Source organism: Pseudolabrys taiwanensis (assembly GCF_003367395.1).
In the GTDB taxonomy this organism is placed as follows: domain Bacteria; phylum Pseudomonadota; class Alphaproteobacteria; order Rhizobiales; family Xanthobacteraceae; genus Pseudolabrys; species Pseudolabrys taiwanensis.
Window position 1 is genome coordinate 2,196,427 of the sequence record NZ_CP031417.1, and the last position, 22,712, is coordinate 2,219,138.

Annotated in this window: 25 protein-coding genes; 6 read left to right on the forward strand and 19 right to left on the reverse strand. The window is 62.4% G+C overall.

What is annotated here, in order from left to right:
* Positions 1-6: 6 nt before the first annotated feature.
* The 9 genes from DW352_RS10540 to DW352_RS10580 form a co-directional block, all read right to left on the reverse strand.
* Positions 7-1,278 carry a TRAP transporter large permease gene (locus tag DW352_RS10540; protein ID WP_115691007.1) on the reverse strand — a complete coding sequence of 424 codons (1,272 nt, stop codon included), beginning with the start codon at positions 1,276-1,278 and terminating at the stop codon, positions 7-9.
* Entirely contained in the window at positions 1,275-1,790 is a 516-nt protein-coding gene (locus tag DW352_RS10545; RefSeq protein WP_162826899.1) for a TRAP transporter small permease, read from the reverse strand. Before DW352_RS10545 ends, DW352_RS10540 begins: the two co-directional genes overlap by 4 nt.
* Positions 1,791-1,812: 22 nt before the next feature.
* A complete protein-coding gene (locus DW352_RS10550) occupies positions 1,813-2,442 on the reverse strand; it encodes a glutathione S-transferase family protein (RefSeq protein ID WP_115691011.1) in 630 nt (209 codons plus the stop codon).
* Between the two features lie 31 nt (positions 2,443-2,473).
* A complete protein-coding gene (locus DW352_RS10555) occupies positions 2,474-3,478 on the reverse strand; it encodes an ABC transporter substrate-binding protein (protein ID WP_115691013.1) in 1,005 nt (334 codons plus the stop codon).
* 24 nt (positions 3,479-3,502) lie between these two features.
* On the reverse strand, positions 3,503-4,330 hold the full coding sequence (locus DW352_RS10560) for an ABC transporter permease (protein WP_115691015.1): 828 nt from the start codon (positions 4,328-4,330) through the stop codon (positions 3,503-3,505).
* Positions 4,327-5,184, reverse strand: coding sequence for an ABC transporter ATP-binding protein (locus DW352_RS10565; RefSeq protein WP_245434401.1), 858 nt, complete (start codon positions 5,182-5,184; stop codon positions 4,327-4,329). Before DW352_RS10565 ends, DW352_RS10560 begins: the two co-directional genes overlap by 4 nt.
* Positions 5,181-5,564 (reverse strand): RidA family protein, encoded by a 384-nt coding sequence (locus DW352_RS10570; protein WP_115691017.1) that lies wholly within the window; start codon positions 5,562-5,564, stop codon positions 5,181-5,183. Before DW352_RS10570 ends, DW352_RS10565 begins: the two co-directional genes overlap by 4 nt.
* A 14-nt stretch (positions 5,565-5,578) precedes the next feature.
* Entirely contained in the window at positions 5,579-6,709 is a 1,131-nt protein-coding gene (locus DW352_RS10575; RefSeq protein ID WP_115691019.1) for an LVIVD repeat-containing protein, read from the reverse strand.
* Between the two features lie 81 nt (positions 6,710-6,790).
* On the reverse strand, positions 6,791-7,954 hold the full coding sequence (locus DW352_RS10580; RefSeq protein ID WP_115691021.1) for a cupin domain-containing protein: 1,164 nt from the start codon (positions 7,952-7,954) through the stop codon (positions 6,791-6,793).
* Between the two features lie 194 nt (positions 7,955-8,148).
* Here DW352_RS10580 and DW352_RS10585 point away from each other — a divergent pair, with 194 nt between their 5' ends.
* On the forward strand, positions 8,149-8,892 hold the full coding sequence (locus tag DW352_RS10585; protein ID WP_245434466.1) for a FadR/GntR family transcriptional regulator: 744 nt from the start codon (positions 8,149-8,151) through the stop codon (positions 8,890-8,892).
* A gap of 66 nt (positions 8,893-8,958) precedes the next feature.
* Here DW352_RS10585 and DW352_RS10590 read toward each other — a convergent pair whose 3' ends face one another.
* The 5 genes from DW352_RS10590 to DW352_RS10610 all read right to left on the reverse strand — a co-directional run bounded on the left by DW352_RS10590 (position 8,959) and on the right by DW352_RS10610 (position 13,376).
* Positions 8,959-10,218, reverse strand: coding sequence for an amino acid ABC transporter substrate-binding protein (locus tag DW352_RS10590; RefSeq protein WP_115691025.1), 1,260 nt, complete (start codon positions 10,216-10,218; stop codon positions 8,959-8,961).
* Positions 10,219-10,286: 68 nt separating this feature from the next.
* Complete coding sequence (locus tag DW352_RS10595) at positions 10,287-11,174, reverse strand: VOC family protein (RefSeq protein WP_115691027.1); 888 nt, start codon at positions 11,172-11,174, stop codon at positions 10,287-10,289.
* 15 nt (positions 11,175-11,189) lie between these two features.
* Positions 11,190-12,074, reverse strand: coding sequence for an NAD(P)-dependent oxidoreductase (locus tag DW352_RS10600; protein ID WP_115691029.1), 885 nt, complete (start codon positions 12,072-12,074; stop codon positions 11,190-11,192).
* 10 nt (positions 12,075-12,084) lie between these two features.
* Positions 12,085-12,441: a YciI family protein gene (locus DW352_RS10605; protein ID WP_115691031.1), complete on the reverse strand. Its 357-nt coding sequence runs from the start codon at positions 12,439-12,441 to the stop codon at positions 12,085-12,087.
* Positions 12,438-13,376: a fumarylacetoacetate hydrolase family protein gene (locus tag DW352_RS10610; RefSeq protein WP_115691033.1), complete on the reverse strand. Its 939-nt coding sequence runs from the start codon at positions 13,374-13,376 to the stop codon at positions 12,438-12,440. The genes DW352_RS10605 and DW352_RS10610 overlap by 4 nt, the downstream gene beginning before the upstream one ends.
* Before the next feature lie 301 nt (positions 13,377-13,677).
* Between DW352_RS10610 and DW352_RS10615 the strand changes: the two genes are divergently transcribed.
* Both DW352_RS10615 and DW352_RS10620 read left to right on the forward strand, forming a co-directional pair.
* Complete coding sequence (locus tag DW352_RS10615) at positions 13,678-14,415, forward strand: TetR/AcrR family transcriptional regulator (RefSeq protein WP_162826901.1); 738 nt, start codon at positions 13,678-13,680, stop codon at positions 14,413-14,415.
* A 170-nt stretch (positions 14,416-14,585) separates the two neighbouring features.
* A complete protein-coding gene (locus DW352_RS10620) occupies positions 14,586-15,434 on the forward strand; it encodes an alpha/beta hydrolase (RefSeq protein WP_210209962.1) in 849 nt (282 codons plus the stop codon).
* 14 nt (positions 15,435-15,448) lie between these two features.
* Here DW352_RS10620 and DW352_RS10625 read toward each other — a convergent pair whose 3' ends face one another.
* The 5 genes from DW352_RS10625 to DW352_RS10645 are packed head-to-tail and all read right to left on the reverse strand — an operon-like array spanning position 15,449 to position 19,430.
* Positions 15,449-16,021 (reverse strand): TetR/AcrR family transcriptional regulator, encoded by a 573-nt coding sequence (locus tag DW352_RS10625; protein ID WP_162826902.1) that lies wholly within the window; start codon positions 16,019-16,021, stop codon positions 15,449-15,451.
* Positions 16,022-16,032: 11 nt separating this feature from the next.
* Positions 16,033-16,512: an aromatic-ring-hydroxylating dioxygenase subunit beta gene (locus tag DW352_RS10630; protein ID WP_115691041.1), complete on the reverse strand. Its 480-nt coding sequence runs from the start codon at positions 16,510-16,512 to the stop codon at positions 16,033-16,035.
* On the reverse strand, positions 16,512-17,846 hold the full coding sequence (locus tag DW352_RS10635; protein WP_115691043.1) for an aromatic ring-hydroxylating oxygenase subunit alpha: 1,335 nt from the start codon (positions 17,844-17,846) through the stop codon (positions 16,512-16,514). Before DW352_RS10635 ends, DW352_RS10630 begins: the two co-directional genes overlap by 1 nt.
* A 25-nt stretch (positions 17,847-17,871) precedes the next feature.
* Positions 17,872-19,032, reverse strand: coding sequence for an enolase C-terminal domain-like protein (locus tag DW352_RS10640; protein ID WP_115691045.1), 1,161 nt, complete (start codon positions 19,030-19,032; stop codon positions 17,872-17,874).
* Positions 19,032-19,430: a VOC family protein gene (locus DW352_RS10645; protein WP_162826903.1), complete on the reverse strand. Its 399-nt coding sequence runs from the start codon at positions 19,428-19,430 to the stop codon at positions 19,032-19,034. The genes DW352_RS10640 and DW352_RS10645 overlap by 1 nt, the downstream gene beginning before the upstream one ends.
* Positions 19,431-19,851: 421 nt before the next feature.
* Between DW352_RS10645 and dctP the strand changes: the two genes are divergently transcribed.
* The 3 genes from dctP to DW352_RS10660 are packed head-to-tail and all read left to right on the forward strand — an operon-like array spanning position 19,852 to position 22,709.
* Positions 19,852-20,841, forward strand: a complete 990-nt coding sequence (gene dctP, locus DW352_RS10650) for a TRAP transporter substrate-binding protein DctP (RefSeq protein WP_115691049.1) — start codon at positions 19,852-19,854, stop codon at positions 20,839-20,841.
* A 21-nt stretch (positions 20,842-20,862) separates the two neighbouring features.
* Positions 20,863-21,405, forward strand: coding sequence for a TRAP transporter small permease (locus DW352_RS10655; protein WP_115691051.1), 543 nt, complete (start codon positions 20,863-20,865; stop codon positions 21,403-21,405).
* Positions 21,402-22,709 carry a TRAP transporter large permease gene (locus tag DW352_RS10660; protein WP_115691053.1) on the forward strand — a complete coding sequence of 436 codons (1,308 nt, stop codon included), beginning with the start codon at positions 21,402-21,404 and terminating at the stop codon, positions 22,707-22,709. Before DW352_RS10655 ends, DW352_RS10660 begins: the two co-directional genes overlap by 4 nt.
* Positions 22,710-22,712 lie beyond the last annotated feature (3 nt).

The following is a 22,712-nucleotide window of genomic DNA, read 5'->3' on the forward strand; positions in this document are numbered from 1 at the left end:
CCTTTTTTAAACAGCGTTAGCAAGAAACAACGACAGTTCCGGCCAATACGTGATGATCAGTAGAGCGAAGATCTGCACAACGGCAAAGGGCAGCACGCCGCGATAAAGTGTCTCTAGCGGCACGCCGAGCACGGTCTGCGCCACGAAGAGGTTGAGCCCGAACGGCGGCGTGAACATGCCGATGGCGACGTTCACCGTCATGACGATACCGAAGTGGATCGGATCGATGCCGAACGCCTTCACCAGCGGGATGAACAAAGGCGTCAGCACCAGGATCGCGGAGGTCGGGTCGAGGAAGCAGCCGACGATCAGGAGGATGATGTTTACCGCCATCAGGAAGCTCCACGGATGGAGCTCCAGGCTTTGCAGCCAGGCCGTGAGCGCCTGCGGGATGCCGTTGACGGTGAGGATCCACGAGAACAATGCGGCCGAAGCGACAATAACGAGGATCTGCGTCGTCAACATCGCCGAACGAACGGCGCAGTCGAGCACTTCCTCCCAGCTCATCAGCCTATAGACATAGCGGCCGACCAGAATGGCGTAGAGACAGGCGAAGCCGCCTGCCTCCGTCGGCGAAGCGAGGCCGAGATAGATGCTGGAGAGCACAAAGACCGGCATCAGCAGCGCCGGCGCGGCGTCGCGAGTGGTGCGCAGGAAATAGCCGAGATCGAAGCCACGGCCGGTTGCGACGCCGACGCGCATGGCGGTGACTACTACATAGCCCGCCATCAGCGCAGCGATGAGAATGCCGGGCAAAATGCCGGCGGCGAACAGTTTCGGAATCGATTGCTCGGCCGAGGCGCCATAGAGGATCATGGCGATGCTCGGCGGGATCACGATGTCGATCGAGCCGCTCGACGACACGAGGCCGGCGGAAAAGCGTTGGCCATAGCCTTCTTTGACCAGGCCCGGATAAAGCGCTTTGCCGATTACGGCCACCGTCGCCGTGCTGACGCCCGAGATAGCGCCGATCAAGGTGCAAGCACCGATGGTGGCGACGCCGAGGCCCCCCGGCACGCGGCCGAGCAACGCCAGCACCCAGACGATCAGGCGCTGGGCAATGCCGGAGCCACCCATCAACTCGCCGGCAAAGATGAAAAACGGCACTGCAAGCAGCGCATAATTCTCCAGACCACCGAACATGATCTGGTGCATCGCGACAGGCGGCACCGACAGGAAAAACGCAAAACTGAGCGCCGCGCCGAAAATGAACAGCGCGAAGATCGGCATGCCGAGGAACAGAAGAACGATCGGCAGCAGGGCCAGCGTAAACGTCATGCCGGTTGCTCCGCCAGACGCGGGCTGACCACCCCGCGCACATCGCGAACGGCGAGAACCGCGGAGATGAGCGCTGTGCCGCCAAGGCCGACGGTGATCGCGGCGTGCGGGATCGCCATGGGCAGTTCCAGCGCCATACTGGTCTGCTGGATGGCGATCACGCGCATCACGAACTTAACCGATTGCCACGCGGCATAGGCGCAAGAGATCGCTATGACGACATGGTGCAGCAGCGCGAGGCCGGACCGCGTCCGCGGTCCGACGCGGCCAGTCACGATCTCCAGCGCGATATGGCTGCGGTCGGCGGTGACCAGCAGCATGCCGATCATCACCATCCAGATCATGGCGAAAACCAGCAGTTCGTCGATGCCGATCACCACATAGCTCAACGCATAGCGGCTGACGGCATTGACGACATTGAGGAGGACCATTGCCAGAAGGATGAGGCCGAGCAGCGTGCGTGCCGCCTGGCTGACACCGTTCAAAAGGCCCTTCGGCCTCTCATCCTGCATCGATCCCCCTCCCCGTCGTCGATCAGGCCGCGCTGGCGATCGTGCTCGGCTTGGCGCCGGTCGCCACCGCGAAGGCTGGGCGCGCATCCATCGCCTTCATCCAGCGCTCGATCTCCGGCAGTGCCGGCCGCTCGATCGGGAACTCAAGGCAGCGCTTCACCACGGAGGCCAGCGCGATGTCGGCGATCGTCAGGCGATCGAGAGCGAAAAACTCCTTGCCGGCGATGTGCCCGTCGAGCACCTTGAGCAAACCGACGAGCTCGGTGCTCTGCGCGGCGAAGTCAGCGCTGCGCTCGGCCGCCGGCTTCTTGGCGTCCTTGAAGATCGCCAGATACGGCGCGTTGAGCGAGGCCAGCATCCAGTCCATCCAGCGCTCGACCTGCGTCTTCTCGGCCGGCGTCGCGCCGGTGAGCTGCGGCGCGTAGGTCGCGGCGAGATAGCGCAGGATGGTGTTGGATTCCCACGACACGAGGTCGCCGTCGACCAGCGTCGGCACCTTCATATTGGGGTTCATCTTGCGATAAGCGTCGGTGTTCGTGTTGTTGAACTGCCGGCCGTAGTCCTCGCGCACATACTTCATGCCGATCTCTTCCAAAAAGAAGAGCACCTTCTGCACGTTGCCGGACGTGGCGCGGCCCAAAATGCGGATCATATTTACAGTCTCCCGGTAGAAAGCGATTGGATTAGCGTTTCAGCGCGTTCGCGCCTTTGAGGTACTTGTCGTCGAACGCGGCCTCGACCTTGATGGGCTGCTTCATCGCACCCTGGTCGAGCAGGATCTTGGTCGTCTTCTCCCAAGCGTCTTTCGTCATCCAGCCGATACCGTTGGCCTTGGTGTCGGGGCTGAAGAAGGTATGCTCGACGTCGGCTTCGATCTGCTTGACCAGCACGTCCTTCTTCGAGGCGTATTCCGGATTCATTTCGACGATGATGTCGGCCGCTTCCTGCGGGCTCTTGATGACGTCGGCGAAGGCCTGCGTGTAGGCGTTGACGAAGCGCTGTACCACGTCGCTCTTCTCGGCGATCATCTTCTCCGAGGTGAAAAGACCCGAGCCGTAGACGGCATAGCCGAAGTCCGAGCCTTGCATGATCGACAGCGAGCCGGGGCCGCCGGCCTTGGCCTCGAGTTCCGGCACTTCGGCGTCGATGTAGCCGGGCACGGCGTCGACGCGGCCGAGCAGCAGGTAGTTCTCGTAGGGCGGGTTCACGGTGCTCTGTTTGATGTCGTCCATCGTCATCTTGTTGACGGCGAGGAACGCCTTCAGGAACACATAGGTCGAGCCGGACGGCTGCACGCCGATATTGAGGCCCTTGAGATCCTGCGGCTTGGTCAGCTTGTGGCTTTTCGACAGCGCCAGCATGCCGAGCGGGCTGTGCTGGTTGACGGCCGAGAGCGCCACCACCGGCACGTCCTGCGAGCGGGCCACCGCGAGCGTCGGCAGATCGCCGAAGCCGAAGTCGGCATTGCCGTTGCCGACGAGTCGCATGGCGTTCGGCGAACCGGTGCCGCGCTGGATCGCGGTCACGTCGATGCCCTGCTTCTCGAAGTAGCCTTTCTTCTTCGCGACAAAGAACATCGCGTGGTTGCCGCGCACGACATAGTCGAGCTGCACGGTGACCTTGTCCGCGGCGGATGCCGCGGTGCTGACGAGCACGGCCAAGGCGGCCGCGAGGGATAGGGCCTTCATGTCAAAGCACTCCTGCTTTTCGAGCTAACCGGCAGAATGAATCGGATCGAACTTCGGCGCCCACGGCACGAGCACGTGCTCGGCGTATTCGACGACGTAGTAGAAGGCGAGACCGAGCACCGAGACGACCAGCAGGGCCGCGAAGATCAGCGGCGTGTCGAGCTGGGTCGAGGCGAACTGAATCATGTAGCCGAGGCCCTGGTTGGCTCCGGCGAACTCGCCAACGATGGCGCCGATGACGCTGAAGGTGATAGCCACTTTCAGACCCGCCATCAGATGCGGCAGCGAATGCGGAATTCGCACGCGCAACATGATCTTGCTCTTGCTCGCGCCGACCGAGCGCATCAGCGACACGAACGACGGCTCGACCGACTGAAGGCCCGCCAGCATGTCGATGGCAACCGGAAAGAAGGCGATGACTACGATCAGCAGGATCTTGGGCGAAAGATCGTAGCCGAACCAGAGGATGAAGATCGGCGCCAGCGCCACCTTCGGCACGTTTTGGAACAGCACGATCAAGGGATACAGCGCGCGGCCGAAGCGCTCGAAGCGCACGATGACCAGCGCCACCAGCACGCCGACGATGGCCGAGAGCACGAAGCCGAACAGCACCTCGAGTGCGGTGGCCTGCGCGGCGAATGCGAGCGCCCGCCAGTTGGCAATCAGTGACTCGATGATGGCCGTCGGTGCCGGCAGCACGAAGGTCGGCACCTTGAACACACGGATGACGGCTTCCCAGACGATCAGCACGGCAGCGGAAAGCCCCAGCGCCGGCAGGCTGTTGTACACGCCGCGCCAGAACGGATGCGCGTACCAGGGCAGCGCCGGAGCGTCCGCGGTCATATCGGTCATTTCCGCCCCCGTCGGTGGCTCTCAATCAACAGGCTGCGCAAGCGGTTCTCGGCTGCGGTGAACGCGGGATCGGCGTAGCTTGCCTCGTTGCGCGGATGCGGCACCGTGATCGGCAGCGTCTCGATGATACGCGCCGGCCCCGTGCCCATCACATGCACTTCGCGCGACAACAGCACCGCCTCGTCGATCGAATGCGTGACCAGGACGATCGTCTTGTTGGTGCGCTCCCAGATGTCGAGCAGGCACTCGCTCATCTCTTCGCGGGTGATGGCGTCGAGCGCGCCGAACGGCTCGTCCATCAGCAGCACTTCCGGATCGAGCGCGAGCGCGCGGGCGATCGCCACGCGCTGGCGCATGCCGCCCGACAACTGCGACGGCATCTTCTTTTCGGAGCCTTCGAGGCCGACCATCTTCAGCATCTTGCCAGCGCGGTCGAAGGCTTCGCTGCGCTTCATCTTCTCGTCCGCGGTCATCAGCAGGAAGGCCGCGTTCTCGATGGCGTTCTTCCAAGGCAACAGGGTCGCCTCCTGGAAGACGAGGCCGATCAGCCGCGCCTTCACCGCCTCCTGCGGGGCGAGCCCGGCGACGCGCATCTCGCCTTCGCTCGGCGTGACGAGGCCCGCCATGGCCTTGAGCAGCGTCGACTTGCCGCAACCGGACGGACCGATAAGCGACACGAAACTGCCTTTCGGCACAGCAATGTTAATGTCGTTGAGAACGCGCTGACGGCGCCCCTGCACGGTGAAATCCACCGCGAGGCCGCGCGCCGCGATGTGCGCGGGCGCCGCGGCGGGCGACGCCGTACCCGGCTGAACAGTTTTCGCGGCGGCGACATTCATGGCGATCACATTCATTTTGGCTTGTAAGCGATGGCGTCCATCTCGATCTTGGTGTTGATCACCGCGCGCGCCTCGACGGTCGTGCGCGCCAGCACCGCGTCCTTGAAGTGCTCGGCGAAAACCTTGTTGTAGCGGCCGAAGTCGCGCGTATCCTCGAGATAGGTCGTCACCCGCACCACATCGGCAAGCGTCGCGCCCTCTTCCGCCAGGATACGCTTGATCGATTCGATCGTGCCGGCGGTCTCTTCCTCGATGGTGCCCGACAGCATGTTGCCGTTGGCGTCCTTGGCGACCTGGCCGGAGACGAAAATGAAGTCGCCCGCGCGCACCGCCGGATGGAACGGCAGGTTCGGATTCTTCTTGCCGATCGGATAGACGTCTTTCTTCTCGCTCATTCTCTTTTCCTGCTTCAGGACATCGCGGCGGCTTCGATCACGTCGATGCCGGCGACGCGGTCGACGAGATAGATCAGCCCGCGGCTGTCAGTGGTCACGTCGTTGGACGAAGGACGATCGGCGCCCGGCGCCGGATCCGGCGTGTAATGGCCGACTTCCTTGGGCGCGTAAGGATCGGCGTAATCGACGATGCGCAGGCCCTGCGCGAACCAGGCAAATGGGACGATGGAGCCGGTGAAGCGCTCCGACGGCTGATGGCAGCCGGTCATCGCCGGCTGCGGGCTGCCGTCCTTGTCGAGTCCCGGCACCTGGAAGGTCGAGATCGGCAGCGGCATCTGCTCCTGGGTGATGTCATAGGTCCAAGCGAAGGACGGCGCCGCCGGCCACAGCTTGGCGACGTCTTCGTCGGCCACGACCATGATCTGACGGCCCTTCAGCAGCTCCGGGATCACCAGGCAGGTGTGCGTCGGATGCGGATAAACCGGGCTGGTGTTCATGTGCGAAACCAGCTTCGGCGTCGACATATCGGCGATATCGAGGATGAAGAAGCCGTGATGCCAGTAGCTGACATAGAGCCGGTCGCCGCGACGCAGCGGATGGTGACAACGCGGCGGCACCCAATTGTCCCACGGATATTCTTCGCCGCCGGCGGTCCACTGGCCGGGAATCCACCAACGACCGACCTCGACCGGTTTTGCCGGATTGGCCAGGTCCAAGATCATGACGATGTTGCCGACGTAGCCTTCGACGGTCGGCGAAATGTAAGCGTAGCGGCCGTCAAAATCGAAACGGTGCACACCGCCGCCGACGGTGCGCCATTCGGTGATCAGCTTCGGCGCCGCCGGATTGGCGACATCGTAGATGTTGATGCCGCCACCGACGTCGTTCGCGCTCGATTTGCCGAACTTCTCGTAGTTCACGATCATGATGTCGCCGGCGACGCGCACCTTGTGCGAGTGCCAGCCTTCCGGCACGTCGATCTTGGCGATGACCTTCGGCTGGCGCGGATCGGCGATGTCGATGATGGTCGTGCCGCTGGTCGGCCGCTGATGCCCGACATAGAGGGTCGTGCCCTCCACCCAGACCTGGCCGCCGCCCGGGCAATCGATGTGGGATACGAGCTTGGTATTCGATTGACTCGGCACGTCGAGAACTCAGCGCTGCATCATGGACAATAAGGAAACAGCCCCGGCGCACGCATGCGCCGGAGCCGTCATTCGAACTTATCAGTCGAAGATCTGCGTGATCTCGCCCGAGGCCGACTTGCCCCACTTCTTGTAGAGCGCCAGCTTCTTCAGCGTCGGCTCGTCGGATGCGATGAACAGGAACAGCGGATCCTTCGACGACGTGTTGACGTGCTCGAACCACGAGCCGCCCGGGATTGCCAGCGTATCGAACTGGCTCCAATCGAACTTCTGGCCGTTGACGATCGAATGGCCCTGGCCCTCGAACGGCGAGACCAAAAGGCTCGACGTGGTTTTCACCGGCAGGGTCTTCTGGCCCGGCTGCAGCATCTGCACGAAGAAAGTGATCGTCTTGAATACCGGCTGGCCGGTCGTCGGATCGATGTATTCAACCAGCAGGCCGTCATGGGCGTCGCCGTCGTTGTCGCGGTGACGGTCGAGCAGTTCGCGCATCATCTCCCAGCGGTAGACGAACATCGGCGACGACAGACCCGCGCCGCGCGCCTGCTTGCTGGCGAACCGCGGCAGGAGGCCGCCATAGCCGTAGATGCGCTGCGAATAGTCCGGCGAGAAACGCTCGGCCTGCTGCTTCTTCGAAACGAGCTTACCGTTCTCCATTTCCTGGTAGTCGTGCTCGAAATGGATGGCGTTCAAGGTCTCGACCAGCGGCAGGTCGAGCACCGAGAGGTTGAGCGCCTGCTCGTTCCCGACGGTGCCGTGGTTGTGCCAAGTGTCGTTCGGCGTCAGCACCATGTCGCCGGGGCCGAACACGATGTTCTCGCCGTCGACGCCGGTGAAGTTGCCTTTGCCCTTCAAGCCGAAGCGGATGGCGCTCGGCGAGTGCCGGTGCGGCGGCATGATCTCGTTGGCGTCGTTCAGGCGATAGGCCGTATACATCGTGCTGACCGTGGCGCGCTTGGGCGCCAGGCCGGGATTCACCAGCACCAGCGAGCGGCGTTCGGAGTCGTCCATCGTAACCAATTCGACCGCACGGTTGAGAATTGGTTCGATATCCTCCGCACAGCGCCACAGGTACGGGACCGCCTTGGGCGTGGCGAGAAGCTGCTTCACCTCGTCATGTTCGACATCCGTGGACGTCGCCCAGAACGGAAACATGTGCTTGGCGGACACGTCGTCGTAAAGCGCTTTCAACGCTGTATCGCGGTTCGGCAGCCGCGTGACGTTGCCGGCAGACGAGGAGGACATAGTGGAACTCCATCATGAGAAAGCGTGACCTTGGTCCAAACGCTAGCATAGATGGTCCACTCGTCAACGAACTGTATCGCACCAATCCCTTTATTGGTTCGCCAGACGGTGCTATTATTCTCCGCACGCTGACCGTTGCGCAGGCAACAATGCCGCGGCTGTCGGTGTCGAATGCAGGAGACCTTCAGGTGAGCATGGATTTTCTCACGCCCCAGACGAGCGGTTTTCCCGGCGCAACTTTGTCGCCGGCTCAAGCCAAGGAAACGGCGCTCGATCGCCTGCGTTCGCTGATTGAAATCGGCGACATTCAGGCCGCCGGACGTTTGCCGCCCGAACGCGTCCTGGCCGAGCAAATCGGCGTCAGCAGGCGTGCGGTCCGCCACGCGCTCGACATGCTGGAAGCCGAAGGCCGCATCACACGCCAACAAGGGCGCGGTACGTTGATCTGCGATGCACGTGCCGGCACGCTCGATCTGAGCACGCAGCTCGCCAAGCTCACGAATCCTGTGGATACGCTGGAGGCGCGCATGGCGATCGAGCCGGCGCTGGCGCGGCTCGCGGCACTGCGCGGCACCCAAGCCGATTTCGACAAGCTGTTCGAAGCGGCCGACGCCAGCCGCGTGGCGAAGGACCCGATCTCTTACGAGAAGGCCGACGCCGCCTTCCATCGCCGCATCGCCACGGCGGCGCGCAATCCGCTCTTGGTCACGATCTTCGAGGCAGTGCTGCACGTCGCATCGGACCGCTCATGGCGGCACGGCCGCGAGACCGCGCACTGCATCAACAATCAGGCGCGCTACGCCCTCGCCCATCGCAAGATCGCTGCTGCGATCTGCGAGCGCAATCCCAAGCTCGCCGAGGAAACGATGCGCGCGCATCTCGGCACGGTGCAGCAGCAGTTGATCGAGCACGCCTTCCCACGGCCGGACGTGAGCTGAAAAGCGCGTGCCGCCCTGTAAGGGGCGGCACGGCAGTCCTGTCGACAGATTTCCGGCGGCGGCAGCCTATTTCTTGGCCTCGGCGTACGGATAGATCATCTTGCCGGTCGCGTGCTCCTTCGGCCAAAGCACGACCTGCTTCTCGACGCCACGGAACTGTTCGAGATTACCCGGCGCCACGCCCTGGAATTGCGTGAACACGGTGCGCGGCTTGGTCCAATCACCCGCCTTGTTGTATTCGATCTCGCCGGCCACCGTGTTGAACTTGTGCTCGTGGATGTATTTCGCGAGCACCTGATGGTCGAGGCTCTTGGTCTCATTGACGGCGGTGGCCAGGATCTGCCCGGCCGCATAGGCAAACGGCGCGAAACCGTAGCCGAAGGGGTCGATCTGCTGCCCTTTCGCCAGTTCGCCGTATCGGGTGAGCAATTCCTTCAGACCCGGGAAGTTGAACGTCGGCGCCGGGACGAAGCTCTCCATGATGACGATGCCGTTCATCAGCGGGCCGAGCTGCACCTTGATCGGCGTCACCAACAGGCCGACGAGCGTGCCGCCGAACATCTTGGGCGTGTAGCCGATCTCGTTGGCCGCGCGCACGATGCCGACGGTATCGACCGGATAAGCGGCGACGAAGACGATATCGGCATTGGTCGCCTGGATGCCGCGGATGATCGGTGCGAAGTCGGTCGTCGAAGGCGGATAGGACTTGTCGTAGATGATATTGAAGCCCAGCGCCTTCGCATTCTCACGCGCGCCGTCGGCCGAAGTACGGGCGAATTCCGAATCCGCCGCCACGATGGCGACCGTCTTCGGCTTCGGATTCTGAGCCGCGGCCAGTTCGAAGTAGCCCTGCGAGAACGCCTTCACGCCGTCGGGTCCGACCGGCACCATGGAAAAGTGCCCGGGGTAGTTGAACTTCTCATTCACACCGATGGTGAGAAGACTGATCGTCATCTTCTTCTGCTGGATGATGGCAGGCATCGCCGCCGCCGTCATATTGGTCGAATACGGTCCGACCAGCAGATCGACTTTGTCCACCGTCAGGAGCTTGGCGTAAATGCCCGGGACGTTCGCCGGATTGCTCTGATCGTCGTAGTAGGTCAATTCGACCGGCCGTCCGAGCAGCCCGCCTTTCGCGTTGACATCGTCGCGCCAGATCTCCAGCGCGACGACGATCTGCTTGCCGGCCGGCGCGCCCGGCCCGGTCAGGCTCATGCTGAAGCCGACCTTGATCGGATCCGCCGCATGCGACGGCATCGTCACGGCGAACGTCGCGAGCGACGCCGCCGCCAGTGCAAGCAACTTACGCCTTGCAATCTTGAACATGCTTTCCTCCCCTGAATGCCGCGCTCTTCGGCGCGGCTTTGTTTTGTCTTTCGTGGCGATGGCCAGCCTTAGGCCATCATCTCGTCCGGCGGCATCGGGCCCCACAGGTTGGCGGCCGACGGATCCTTGGCCCAGGTTTTCGGACGCTGCGGATTATCGCGATGCCAGGGACGCGGCTCGAAATAGCCGAGCGCCTCGTCCTTCATCTGGTCGAGCTCGGCGAACAGCTCGGTGATGAGCCCCGACGGGCTGCGGTGATAAGTGAACAGATTGTGGCCAATGCCATGCCGGCCCGGGCCCCACAGCGTTTTATAACCGCTGTAGCTCAGGTAGTCGCAGGCCGTCTGCAGATGCGACCAGTCACGCAGTTCGAACGCCGTGTGGAAGTGCTTGTTCTTGCCGGTCTCGATCAAGTTGATGGTGTGGTGATCGGGACCGCAGCGCAGGAACGAGAAGAAGTCGCCCATCCAGTCCGAGACGCGGAAGCCGAGGATATCGCAATAGAACTGCGTCGCCTTCTTCGCATCGGTCACATGGAACGCGACATGGCCGAGCTTGTGCGGGATGATGCCCTTGCGCTGGAATTTCTGGTGCTCGAAGTCCGGCCGCTTGAACACCTCCATGATGGTGCCCTTGGTGTCCTCGAAGCACACCATGTCGGTGATGGTCGGCTCGGGATCCTTCTTGCGCGAGGTCTTCACGCCGGCGGCATTGGTCTGCTTTTCGAACGCGTCGAGGTCGTCGTCCGGCCCGAGTTGGAAACCCAGGCGGATGCATTTTGCCTCGGAGCCTTTGTGAAGGACGATGGAGTGGTGGTCGATGGTGCTCGAGAGATAGACCGTATCCTTCTCACGAGCGCTCAAGGTCAGACCGAGGACCTCGGTGTAGTACTCGACCTGATGTTCGAGATCGGGGATTTCGTAGCTGGCATGTGCGATTTTGCGGACGCCGATCATGGCTTTGACCTCTCTTTAAGCGACGGATTTGTTGGTGTTGGCGTTGCGTTCGAAGACCTCGATGATCGAGGCCACATCGCGCTCGCCGATCCCCGGCAACGCGCGATGGAAGACGTCGAGCAAGCAATCCAGCAGCGGGGCATCGACGCCGACATCGTCGGCCATCTTCTTGCCGCGCTCGATGTAGTGCATGAGACCCGGCGCCGAGCCCTGCTGCGGCATGAATTTGCGTTCTGCCATCCAAGGCGCGCGGATGCCGAACTGCATCGAGCCACCGCTGCCGTTGGCGATCGCTTTGATCATGAGATCGACGTCGACGCCCGCGCGCAGACCGATGGCCATGGCCTGCGCCGTGCCGGCGATGTGCAGCCCGACCAGGATGTTGTTGATCACCTTGACTGTGGTCGAGGCGCCGAACGGCCCGAGATACAGCGATACCTCGGCAAACGACTTGACGATCGGCTGCAATGCTTCACAGGCCCCGGCATCGCCGCTGAGATAGATCACGCCCTTACGCGCAACGACCATGCCCGGCGTGCCGCTGACTTCGCCGTCAAGGAAGACAGCGCCCTTCTCCGCCAGCGGCGCGACATAGGCCTTCTTGACCGGAACGGCATGCGAGCCGAACTCGACGATAATCTGGCCTGGCCGTGCGGCCTTGATGAGCCCCGCAGGGCCGGCGATCACCTCCTCGAGCGCTTCATCGCTCGGCAGGCAGGTGAAGACGATATCGGCTTGTTCGCCGACCTCGGCCGGGGAATGCGCGGCAACGCCGCCGAGCTTCTCGAAATCGCTGAGCGAGGAACGGCGATAGCCGACGACGCGATACCCGCTCTTGAGCAGATGCTGGCAGATCGGCAGGCCGATCTTGCCGACGCCTATGAAGCCGATCGTTTGCATGTCAGCCCCCCTATGCCAGCGCGACCGAGCGATCGGAGCAGTTGATGGTGAGGCCGATGGAGCCCTCCATCACCGTCCATTCGCGCAGATCGAAAGTCCGCAGTCCCTTGAGGACGAAAGGATCGCGCTCGGCGATCGCCTGCGCCTCGTCCATGCTCGCCGCGCGCAGGACGGAAAGCCCGTCGCCCGGCGTGCCGGACAAAGGCCCCGACGCGAACAGCACGCCGCGCTTTTCCAGATCGATCATGAACTGCAAATGCTCGTGCAACACCGGGCCGAGTTGCGCGCCCTCGTGGGCTTTCCAGAGGACCACAAAGAGCTTTTTGCCCAGCATGCGCGCGAGTAGGCTTTCCGCCGTGCCGCTCATGAGGCCGCTCCGGTCGTGTCCGCAACCATCGTGTTGACGAGGGTGCCGCAACCGTCGATCTGGATCTCGACGGTGTCGCCGACTTTGAGGAATTCACCGCGCGGCATGCCGACGCCCGCCGGCGAGCCGGTGGCAATGACGTCGCCGGGCTGCAACGTGACGTGCCGGCTGAGATACGCGATCTGTTCCGCGATCGAGTGCACCATGCGGCTCGTATTGGAGTCCTGCTTGACGACGCCATTCACCGACAGCTTGATGCTCAGATTGTTCGGGTCGGGCACATAGGCGGCCGGCGTGAACCACGGCCCCATCGGCGCGCTGTCGTCGAAGCACTTCTGCCCGATCCAATCATAGATGAAGGGCGTGCCTTCGCGCTTCATCAGGTCGCGCGCGGAGACGTCGTGCACGATCAGATAGCCGGCGACCGCTTCCATCGCCCGGCTTTCCGGGATGTTGCGCGTCGGCCGTGCGATCACGACGCCGAGTTCGGCCTCCCAATCGACTTGCTTCGAAAAGGACGGCAAGCGCACCGGACTTCCGGGGCCAACGATCGAGCCGGCGCAGGTCTTGAGGAAGAACCAGGGCTCGGCGCCCTTGGTCATCGATGGCGCCTGCCCTGTCGTGCGCTTGGCGATCTCGGCCATCTCTTCCAGATGGTCCCAATAGTTGGCGCCGGCGCAAAACAAGGCGCCCGGATAGAGAATGGGCGCGAGCAGCGACGTCTGATCGAGCGCAACGCCCGCTTTCGGATCGAGGCTCTTTGCGGCCTGGTCGAGCAGCGGATGCACGCGATCCCAATCGCGCAGCAAGCCGAGCACGGTGTGCTGACCGGGTATCACTTTGTCCGCGGGATAAATGCGGTCGCCGATTTTCACGCCCGCGGTGGGCGTGCCGTCGCCTGCCCGATAAGAGACGAGCCGATAGCCTTCTTCCATCGTCCTCACTCCTGCGAAAGGAACACAGGCCCGAGACCGATGACGGCCGGAGCGCAGGACAGCGTGGATTCGACGTGTCGATTGTTATCGATGATGCCGGCCGGCGCGCAGACGCGCGCCAACGGCGGCCACAAGGCCGACGCCCTCATCGCATTTCCTCCCCGTATCGCCCTTCAAGGGGCGTATCGTTTATGTACGGTACGTTACCGTATCCTTTGGGACTTGCAAGCGCTATGTTGGTTCAATTGACAGGCCCACCGTTGCACGAACTATGACGGTGAAATCTCGAAAGTGCCGATTCATGGCGGCAATGTCCGTCAGAGAGCAGACCGATCCAATGCCCGACCTCGCGACTGAAAATAATAAAAAGCGGCCACGGCAGCAGAGCGAGACCGCCAATGGCGCACGGCCGCGGCGCGGCGGACGTCTGACCGAAGCACGCCGTCAGGAAATCGTGTCGCTCGTCGCTCCCCTCTTCCTCGAACACGGATACGAAGCCGTCACCATCGACGACATCGTCGATCGCATCGGCGGATCGAAGCGCACGCTTTACGATCGGTTCGGCGGCAAGGCCGGGCTGTTCGAGATGGTCATCAAGGACTATTGCGCGACAGTACACCGCGATCTGTTCACCGGCATCGAAAAGCATACGAGCGTCGAGAAGCAGCTCGTCGAGATCGGCACGCACTTTCTCAATCTGATCTTGCACCCGCGCATTCTCGAGCAGCACCGGCTCATGGTTTCGATGGGCCGCAATTTTCCCTCCGTCGCGCAGATGTTCTTTCAGGCCGGGCCGCAGACCGCCTATAACCTCGTCGCCAAGTGGATCCGGCAGCAGCAAGCCGCCGGCAAGATCCACGAGGGCGACGCCGACGTGCAGGCCGAACTGTTTCTCGACATGCTGACAGCCAAGCATCAGCTTGCGCTGCTCACCTCGTCGTTCGAATGCACTTCGCCGAAGGACGTCGCAAAGACCGTCAAGGCAGCGGCCCGCCTGTTCCTCTATGGCGCCGCGGGCACGGATCGCTCGCGCACATAAGCCGTAGGCTGGAGAGCGGCACCAAATCCGGGATCAGCTTTCGCGACACGCTCCGCCCCGCGTTGCGCTTCGCTCCAAGCGCCACAGACTCGGTCACATCTGGATTGCCCGCGCCGCTCGCAAATGTCATGAAAGCCGCAACAAGCTTTCGACATGACGGTGCACGGGCAGTGACGTTCCTCAATTACAATCAGGCTGAGCTGGATCGGCAGTACGATCAACGCGTGTGGGCGCCGGACGGAGCCGTCGCCATCCGCCGGTACACCGAAGAGACCGATCGCGTGAAGAAGGTGCTGGGCGAGCCCAAAGTATTCGCCTACGGCCCTTCACCCGCGGAGACCTTGGACCTCTATCCCACCAAGGCGGCGAACGCGCCCATCCACGTCTTCATCCACGGCGGTGCCTGGCGTCTGTTGAGCAAAAGCGACAGCGGCTTTGCCGCCGAGGCGTTCGTGAACGCCGGCGCGCATTTCATCGCGCTCGATTTTGCCCTCCTCCCCGCCGTGACGCTGCCCGAGATGGTGGCGCAGGTGCGGCGCGCGATCGGCTGGATCTACCGTCACGCTCATGAATTCGGCGGCGATCCGGCGCGTATTCATGTCTCAGGTCACTCGTCCGGCGGCCATCTCGCCGGCTGCGTCGCTGTGACCGATTGGACGGCGCTCGACCTGCCGGCCGATACCGTGAAAAGCACCATCTGCGCCAGCGGCATGTACGATCTACTCCCGGTGCGCTTAAGCGCGCGCAACGAGTATGTGAAGCTGACCTTGGAAACCGAGCACGCGCTCAGCCCGATGCGCCATCTCGACAAGATCAGCGGTCCGGTATTCGTCGCTTACGGCTCAGGGGAGAGCGACGAATTCAAGCGGCAGAGCCGCAGCTTCGCCGCCGCGCTCGGCGGATGCCTGGCGGCGGCGCCCGTCGAATATGAAGGCTTCAACCATTACGAAGTCGTGCTGACGCTCGCCGATCCGAGCGCCCGCCTCGGCCGGACCGCCTTGGACCTCATGGGCCTGTAGGTGCCTGGTACCTCTCAGGGCTTGGCGGGACCGAGAAGAATATCGCACATCGCGTTCGACACCCGCTCGATGTCGCGCAGATCGTTGAGGCGGCGGTTAATGACGAAACCGTCGTAAGCCATCATGAACAGGTTCGGCAGCACCTCGTAGTCGATCTTGCTCTCCGGCAGCGCCGAGGCCAGCATCATCATCAGCCGCTCCTCGACCCACTTCAGAAGCGGTGCAGGCTTCTGCTGCTTCGGGTCGGCCGACGCAAGGGCCTCCATGTGGCTGTTGGCGAGCCCAAGGTTCTCCATAGGCACATCACGCCAAACACCGAGCAGAATCGTGCTGAGCTTGTCCCGCGGCGTCTTCTGCTTCTTCACACGTTCTTCAAGCCTGTCGAAAGCCTCCTTAGTCCAAGGCTCCACCACCGCATAGAGGAGGTGGATCTTCGACGGAAAATACGAGTAAAGGCTGCTGACGCCGACGCCGGCCCGTTCGGCGATCTCTTGCAGGGTCGTGCTGTTGTAGCCACGCTCCGAAAACAAATCGTAGGCGCTGTCGAGGATCGCCTGCCGAACCTGCTTTTTCTTGACCTGAACCACCGGCGTTCCGTTTAGAGGGGGATGGCCATCGGCGTGTGAACACCGTCGCAATTCATCAAGGATACGCGTTTCAACTTGATTCGGAAGGTATCGCCGTTCCGGACGAGTTCGTAGGCATGCCGCCCCGAGTACAGCTTCTGTTTCACGTCCTGGTGCACGACGCAGACGAAGGCGGCCTCGACCGCAAAGCCGCCATCCTCCGCGGTCCGCGCCACGATGTTGCTGACGAGATGGGTCGTGCGCGGCATCGGCGTCAAGACCAGCGCGCGCTCCTCCAGGAGCCGCTGCACGCGGATCGAGAGGATGCCATGGTCTTCGTAGATGATGGAAGCGACGTTGAGCGGATCGGTCTGCCCGGGCTGGCTCGGCATCCAGTAGATGCCCTGCGGCTCGTAGAGCTTCAACCAGCCCTGGAAATCGCCGTCGTCGAGGAGGCGCGCCTCCTCGAACAGGAACAACTCGATCTGCCGCTGCGTCTGGTAATCGAGCATCACGCCGCCTCGGCCGTCAGATAGTTCACCCACGCCTGGAACTGCACGCGCATGGGCATTTCGCTTGCCGCGCCCGACACGGCGCCACTCTCGGCACGCCGGTCGCTGTCGAGACCGCGGGAGAAATCGACCCAAGGGCCCTCCTCCTTCGACAGCCCCTGCTGGCAGCGTTCGAGCATCTCGACGTCGTCGGAGAAGATCATTGAGGCCGGCGAGCCGAGCGTGGTCTGGAACCGGACGGCACGGTGGAACATCTCGTCCGGCGCGCCCTTCAGCCTGAAACAGAAGATGCGCACCAGCGTCCGATCGACCGCGAGCGGCGTCGCGACGCGCATCTGCTGGTACTGCGCGTTGATGATCAGGTTCGGATAGATGATGTTGTTGAAGCGGTTCATGCCGAGCACGTGCGCGGCCTTTTCCTCGCCAAGCCTGGCGACCAGCGCGGCGCGATAGCGCACCACCACGGGGTCCTGCTGCTCCGGCGACAGCACGCCACGGTTATAGAAGTTCTTCATGTAGGTATGACCGCTCGGAGTGCCGTTGAGCTGGATGCCTTCCCACTCATCGAAGCCGAAGCCGTTGGCCATCAGCATCTCGCGGGTCTGATCCTGATCGATGATCGAGGCATTGGCGGGCGCACGGCGCGCCGGCATGACCGACGACGAATGCACGAAACTCGGATGGAAAATGTCCGCTGCATTCTCCATGTGCAGCTTCCAATTGCCGCGATACTCGAGACTGAAGACCGAATCGGCCATTTCGATCTCCCCATCCGGCGCGCGGTCCACCAGGTTGTCGATGACCTCCGTCATCTCGCCGAGATGCTTCAGCAACGGCTCCGGATTCTCGTTCAACGTGGCGAAGACGAAGCCGCGATAGATCTCGATCTGCTCGATACGCTGCATATGGTTGCGCGGGTCGGCAAGATCGAAGCTCTCGGGATAGCTCTTCTTGTGCGGCACGGAGGACAGCGAACCGTCCGGCCGGAACACCCACGCGTGATACGGGCAGCTGAATAGCCGGCTGGTGCCTTTGTCGGCCATGCAAAGGCGCGCGCCGCGATGCGGACAGCGGTTCTTGAGCACGTTGATCTTGCCATCCTCGCCCCGCGTCACCAGCACTTCATGTTCGGCAAGGCGCGTGCGCACGAAATCGCCCGGCTTCTTGAGCTGGCTCTCATGCGCAACGTAGATCCACAGCTTGCCGAAGATCTTGTCCTGCTCGAGCTGAAAAACCGACGGGTCCGCATAAGCGCGCCGATGCACGTGGTCCGGGCGCACAAGGCTGCGGATATCCTCCGCTGTCGGCAGTTCGATCGCTTGATGGTCGGTCATGATGTAACCTCAACTTGCGCAGTCGTCAGTTCAGTAAATCGTTGAAAATCTTCGGGAAGGCGGGGGACGCCTCGAGCCCGACGCCCGGCGCGTCCGGCAAGGACGCGACGCCGTCGGCGAGCGGCAGATGCGCCGTCAGGCTGCCGAACAAACCCGCGGTATCCATCGCGACCTCCGCGAGCCCGAGCCCCAGCCCGGCGACGCCATGCGCGGCGAGCAAATGGCCGGCATGGGGCGCGCAACGGTCGCGCTGCCAGCCATGCTCTTCCAAGTCGTCGAGAATGCGCAGGTATTCGATAATGCCGTAGCTCAACGAGATGTCGAATTGCAGCACGTCGCGGTCGCGACGCAGGCCGCCATAGCGCAACAGATTGCGGACATCGTCACGCGAGAACAGGTTCTCGCCCGTTGCCAGAGGCAGCGGAGATACCGTGGCGATGTCGTGATGCAGATCGTAATCGAGCGGGTGAACCGGCTCTTCGAGCCAAGCCAAAGGATAGGCCGCGAGCGCATCGAGATAGCGAACCGTCTTCTCGCGGTCGAAGGTGCCGTTGCCGTCGACCGCCAGCGACATGCCCGGCCCCAGCAGGGCCAAAACGGCTTCGATACGCGCAACGTCCTCTTGCAGGCTGACTCCGCCAATCTTGATCTTGAAACGTGTGTGACCTTCGCCGATCGCGCGGCGAATGTCCTCGCACAGCAGCTTTACATCATCGGCGTCGCGATAATGCCCGCCGCTGGCGTAGAGGGCGACCTTCGCGCCCGCCGGACGGCCGCTCTCGCGCGCCAACACGATCCATAGTGGCTCGTCGGCGAGCTTGGCCTTCAGATCCCAAATCGCCGCATCGAGAAGACCGACCGCGCCGCAACGTTCGCCGTGGCCGCCGGGCTTTTCGTCGGCCATCAACACGTCCCAGGCGCGGTGCGGATCGATGCCGCCATTGCCGTCGGTGTAACGGTCCGGCTCCGCCGCGGTCAGCCGCGGGATGAAGCGCTCACGCAGCAGCCCGCCATGGCCGTAACGGCCGATCGAATCGAAGGCGAGGCCCACGACCGGCTTGCCGTTACGCACGACATCGCTGCGGACGGCGATCGCACTCGCGGTCATCGTACCAAAGCCGATGCTGGAGTTGCGCGTCGCCGAACCGAGCCGAACCGTCTTTTCCTGGACGGCAAGGATACGCATCAGCCTTCCTTCGCCTGCCGCCAGTCGTGCGAAGAAACGTCGAAGACGATTCCGTTGACGTCCTTGAACTTCTTCTCGGCGTCGACGCCGGGATACGCCGGCAATTGCATGAAGAACTCGCCGCCAAGCTGCTTGATCTTCTCGGCCGTCGCGTCCTCGTCGTCGACGACGAAACCGAAGTGATGCAGCCCGGCCCAGTCCGGACCGCCCTTGCCGCCCTTCGTGCCTTCGGGGAAGTGCAGCAGCGTCAGGTTCATAATGCCGTCCGAGAGCGAAATCGCGTTGCCGATCGGGCTGTCGACCTGGGCGACCCGCTTGAGCTCGAATGCACCTTCGTAGAAAGCAGCGGCCTTCTCCAGATCGGGGACCTGAATGGCGATATGTCGGATCTTGGCCATGGCGTTCTCCATTAAACCCGCGGGAAGAGGATCGATAAGAGGTTGCAACCTCTCGCGCTGGCGCCAGCGCGAATACAGTCGACAGCAAACCGAATCTTATTCGATTTTGGAAGCACAAATTTCGGGCGCAGCCGGTTTCGGCCCCTAATGTTGCTCTGCATATTTAGTCTCTCGCGCAACTTATTATTTCAACCCGCTTGAATAGAGCCCAATATATCGACGATTTCTTGCGCATGTCGTCAGATCAAACGACATGCATTCAACTGAAAAGCGATGACGCAGCGCGCAAAACAGTGCCGTGCAACATGGCAGCCCATGCACAAATAAAGTTCGCTTTTGATAATCAAAGGCTCTTGACCGTATTTCATGACAACAACATTGTTCAGCACCGTAATTTTTCTAAACCGAAGGAGATTTGATTATGAACGCCCTACGCCGGACGGCCACGCATCGCCTTCGGATCGCTGCAACGGGATTGGGTCTGCTGCTCGCGTCGACCAGCGTGCACGCGCAGGAAGTCACGTTGAAAGCAGCCGTGTTCGTGCCGCCGACCACGACCTACGGCATTCCGTTCAAGCGCTTCGTCGATCACGTCAACGAAACCGGTAAGGGCGTGCTGCAGATCCGCATCGTCGGCGGCCCGGAAGCCGTCCCAGCCGATGGCCAGGCGCAGGCGGTGAAGACCGGCGTACTCGATATCGCCTCGATCCCGCCCGCCTACTACAAGAGTGTGATGGTCGAGGGCGACGCGCAGGTGCTCTCCGACATGAGCCTCGCCGAGCAGCGCAAGTCCGGCGCCTATGAAGCGCTCAACAAGATCGCGATTGAGCGCCTCGGCTCGTTTTATCTGACGACCTACGGCATCGGTGTGCCGTTCCACCTGTATGTCACCAAGGACATGCCGGTGAAGAGCATCGAAGACCTCAAGGGTCTGCGCTTCCGCGGCCAGCCGAACTACAACGCCATCTTCAAGCACTACGGCATCGCCGGCGTGAACGTCGCGGCGCCGGAAACCTACACCGCTCTCGAGCGCGGCACCGTGCAGGGCTATGGCTGGCCGCTGTGGGGCATCAACGACTTCGGCTGGGAGAAGCTGACCAAGGTGCGCGTCGACCCTGGCTTCTACAACGTCATCGTCAATATCCTGATGAACAAGGCCAAATACGACGCGCTCACCCCCGCTCAGCGCAAGGTGATCGACGACGCCGTCGTCTGGTTCGAGCAGGACAACGAGAAGTACACCGCGGAAAAGACCAAGGAGACGCTCGACATGCAGGCCAAGGCCGGCATCAAGACCGTCGACTTCGGGCCCGAGTTCAAGAAGATGGCGGTTGACCTCTACTGGGATGATCTGAAGAAGCTCAGCCCCGACGCGATCACGAAGCTGCAATCGCAGCTCACCAAGAAGTAACTGTCAGGACTGTTCGCAGGCATGCGCGCGATCTTTTGGATCAACGGCTGGCTGGTACGACTCTTGATCGTACTGGCCATCCTCGTGATCGTGGCGATGACCCTCGGCATCAGCGCCGAGGTCATCCTGCGAATTTTCGGCTTTCCCTCCATCGTCGGACTGATCGAGCTCACCGAATATGGGCTCTTCATCTCGACCTTCTTCGCCGCCCCCTATCTCTTGCGGCATAACGAGCACATCCGCGTCGACATTCTGATGTCGCGTGCCGACAAGGAAACGGCGCGGGTGGTCGAGTTCGGCGTGCTTCTGTGTATCGTGACGATTTCGGTCATCACGGGTTTCGTCGCGACCGTGGTCATGATCGGCAACATCCAGAACAACACGCTGATCTTCAAGGATCTGATCTTCCCGCAGTGGTGGCTGGACTGGATCATTCCCCTCACCTGCGTGTCCCTGACCCTCCAGGCCTTCGAACTCATGGCGACGCTGTGGACGTCACACACGCCGGTGAGCCACGAGCCGGCCGAGCACGTGCCCGGAATCCAGCGAGAGGAAATGCCATGAGCTGGGGCTCAATTCTCGCGCTGATGTTCGCCTCGAAGGTCGGCCTGCTGCTCACCGCGCTGCCGGTCGCCTTCGTCTTCTTCATCATCAACATCGTCGGGTCCTATCTGATCTTCGGCGGCTTTCCCGGCCTCGAACAGATGGTGCGCAACGAGCAGCTTTCGGTCGCCCAGTTCTCACTGGTGCCGATCCCGCTGTTCGTGCTGATGGGCGAAGTGCTGTTCCACACCGGCCTCGCCATGAAGTCGATCGACGCCGTGGAGGCCGTCATCCGCCGCGTGCCGGGGCGCCTCGCGGTCGTCACCTTGGTCGCAGGCACGATCTTCTCGGCCATCTCCGGCTCGACCATCGCCACGACCGCGATGCTCGGATCGCTGCTGCTGCCGCAGATGCTGCAGCGGAATTACGAACCGCGAACCGCCATGGGCCCGATCCTGGCCATCGGCGGCGTCGACATCCTCATTCCGCCTTCGGGCCTCGCCGTGCTGCTCGGCAGCCTCGCCGGCATTTCCATTTCCGGCCTGCTCATCGGCGGCATCGTTCCCGGCCTGATCCTCGCCGCCTTGTTCATCGGCTACGTGGTGCTGCGCTGCTGGCTCAATCCCGCTCTCGCGCCCGCCTACGAAGACAGCGGCGCGCCGGTCGCGCATCCCTGGCTCAATCTGCTGCTCACCGTCGTTCCCCTGATCGGCGTGTTCGGCATCGTCGTCGTCAGCATGACCAGCGGCTGGGCGACGCCGACCGAATCGAGCGCACTTGGCGCCCTCGCCACGGTGCTGCTCGCCGCCTGCTACGGACAGTTGAAATGGCCGAGCCTGCGTAAAGCGCTGATGGGCACAGCGGTCATCTCCGGCTCGCTGCTCTTCATCATCGTCGGTGCCACGACGTTCGCCCAGCTCCTGAGCTTCTCGGGCGCGACGGCAGGTCTCGTCGCGATGATCGAGAGCGCCGGCCTGCCGCATGTGATCGTGCTCATCGGCATGCTGGCGATCCTGATGATCCTGGGCTTCTTCATTGACCAGACCAGCATCATGATGATCACGTTGCCCTTCTACATGCCCTTGTTGCGCACCATGGGCGTTGATCTCGTCTGGTTCGGCATCCTCTATCTGCTCTGCATGCAGATCGGCCTGCTGACGCCGCCCTTCGGGCTTCTGTTGTTCGTGCTCAAGGGGGTCGCCCCTCCCGGCATCACCGTCGGTCAGATCTACCGCGCGGCCATTCCCTATGTGTGGCTGACCATACTCATGATGGCGCTGATCTTCGTGATGCCCTGGATGGTCACCGCTTTTGTGCCAAACTAAGAG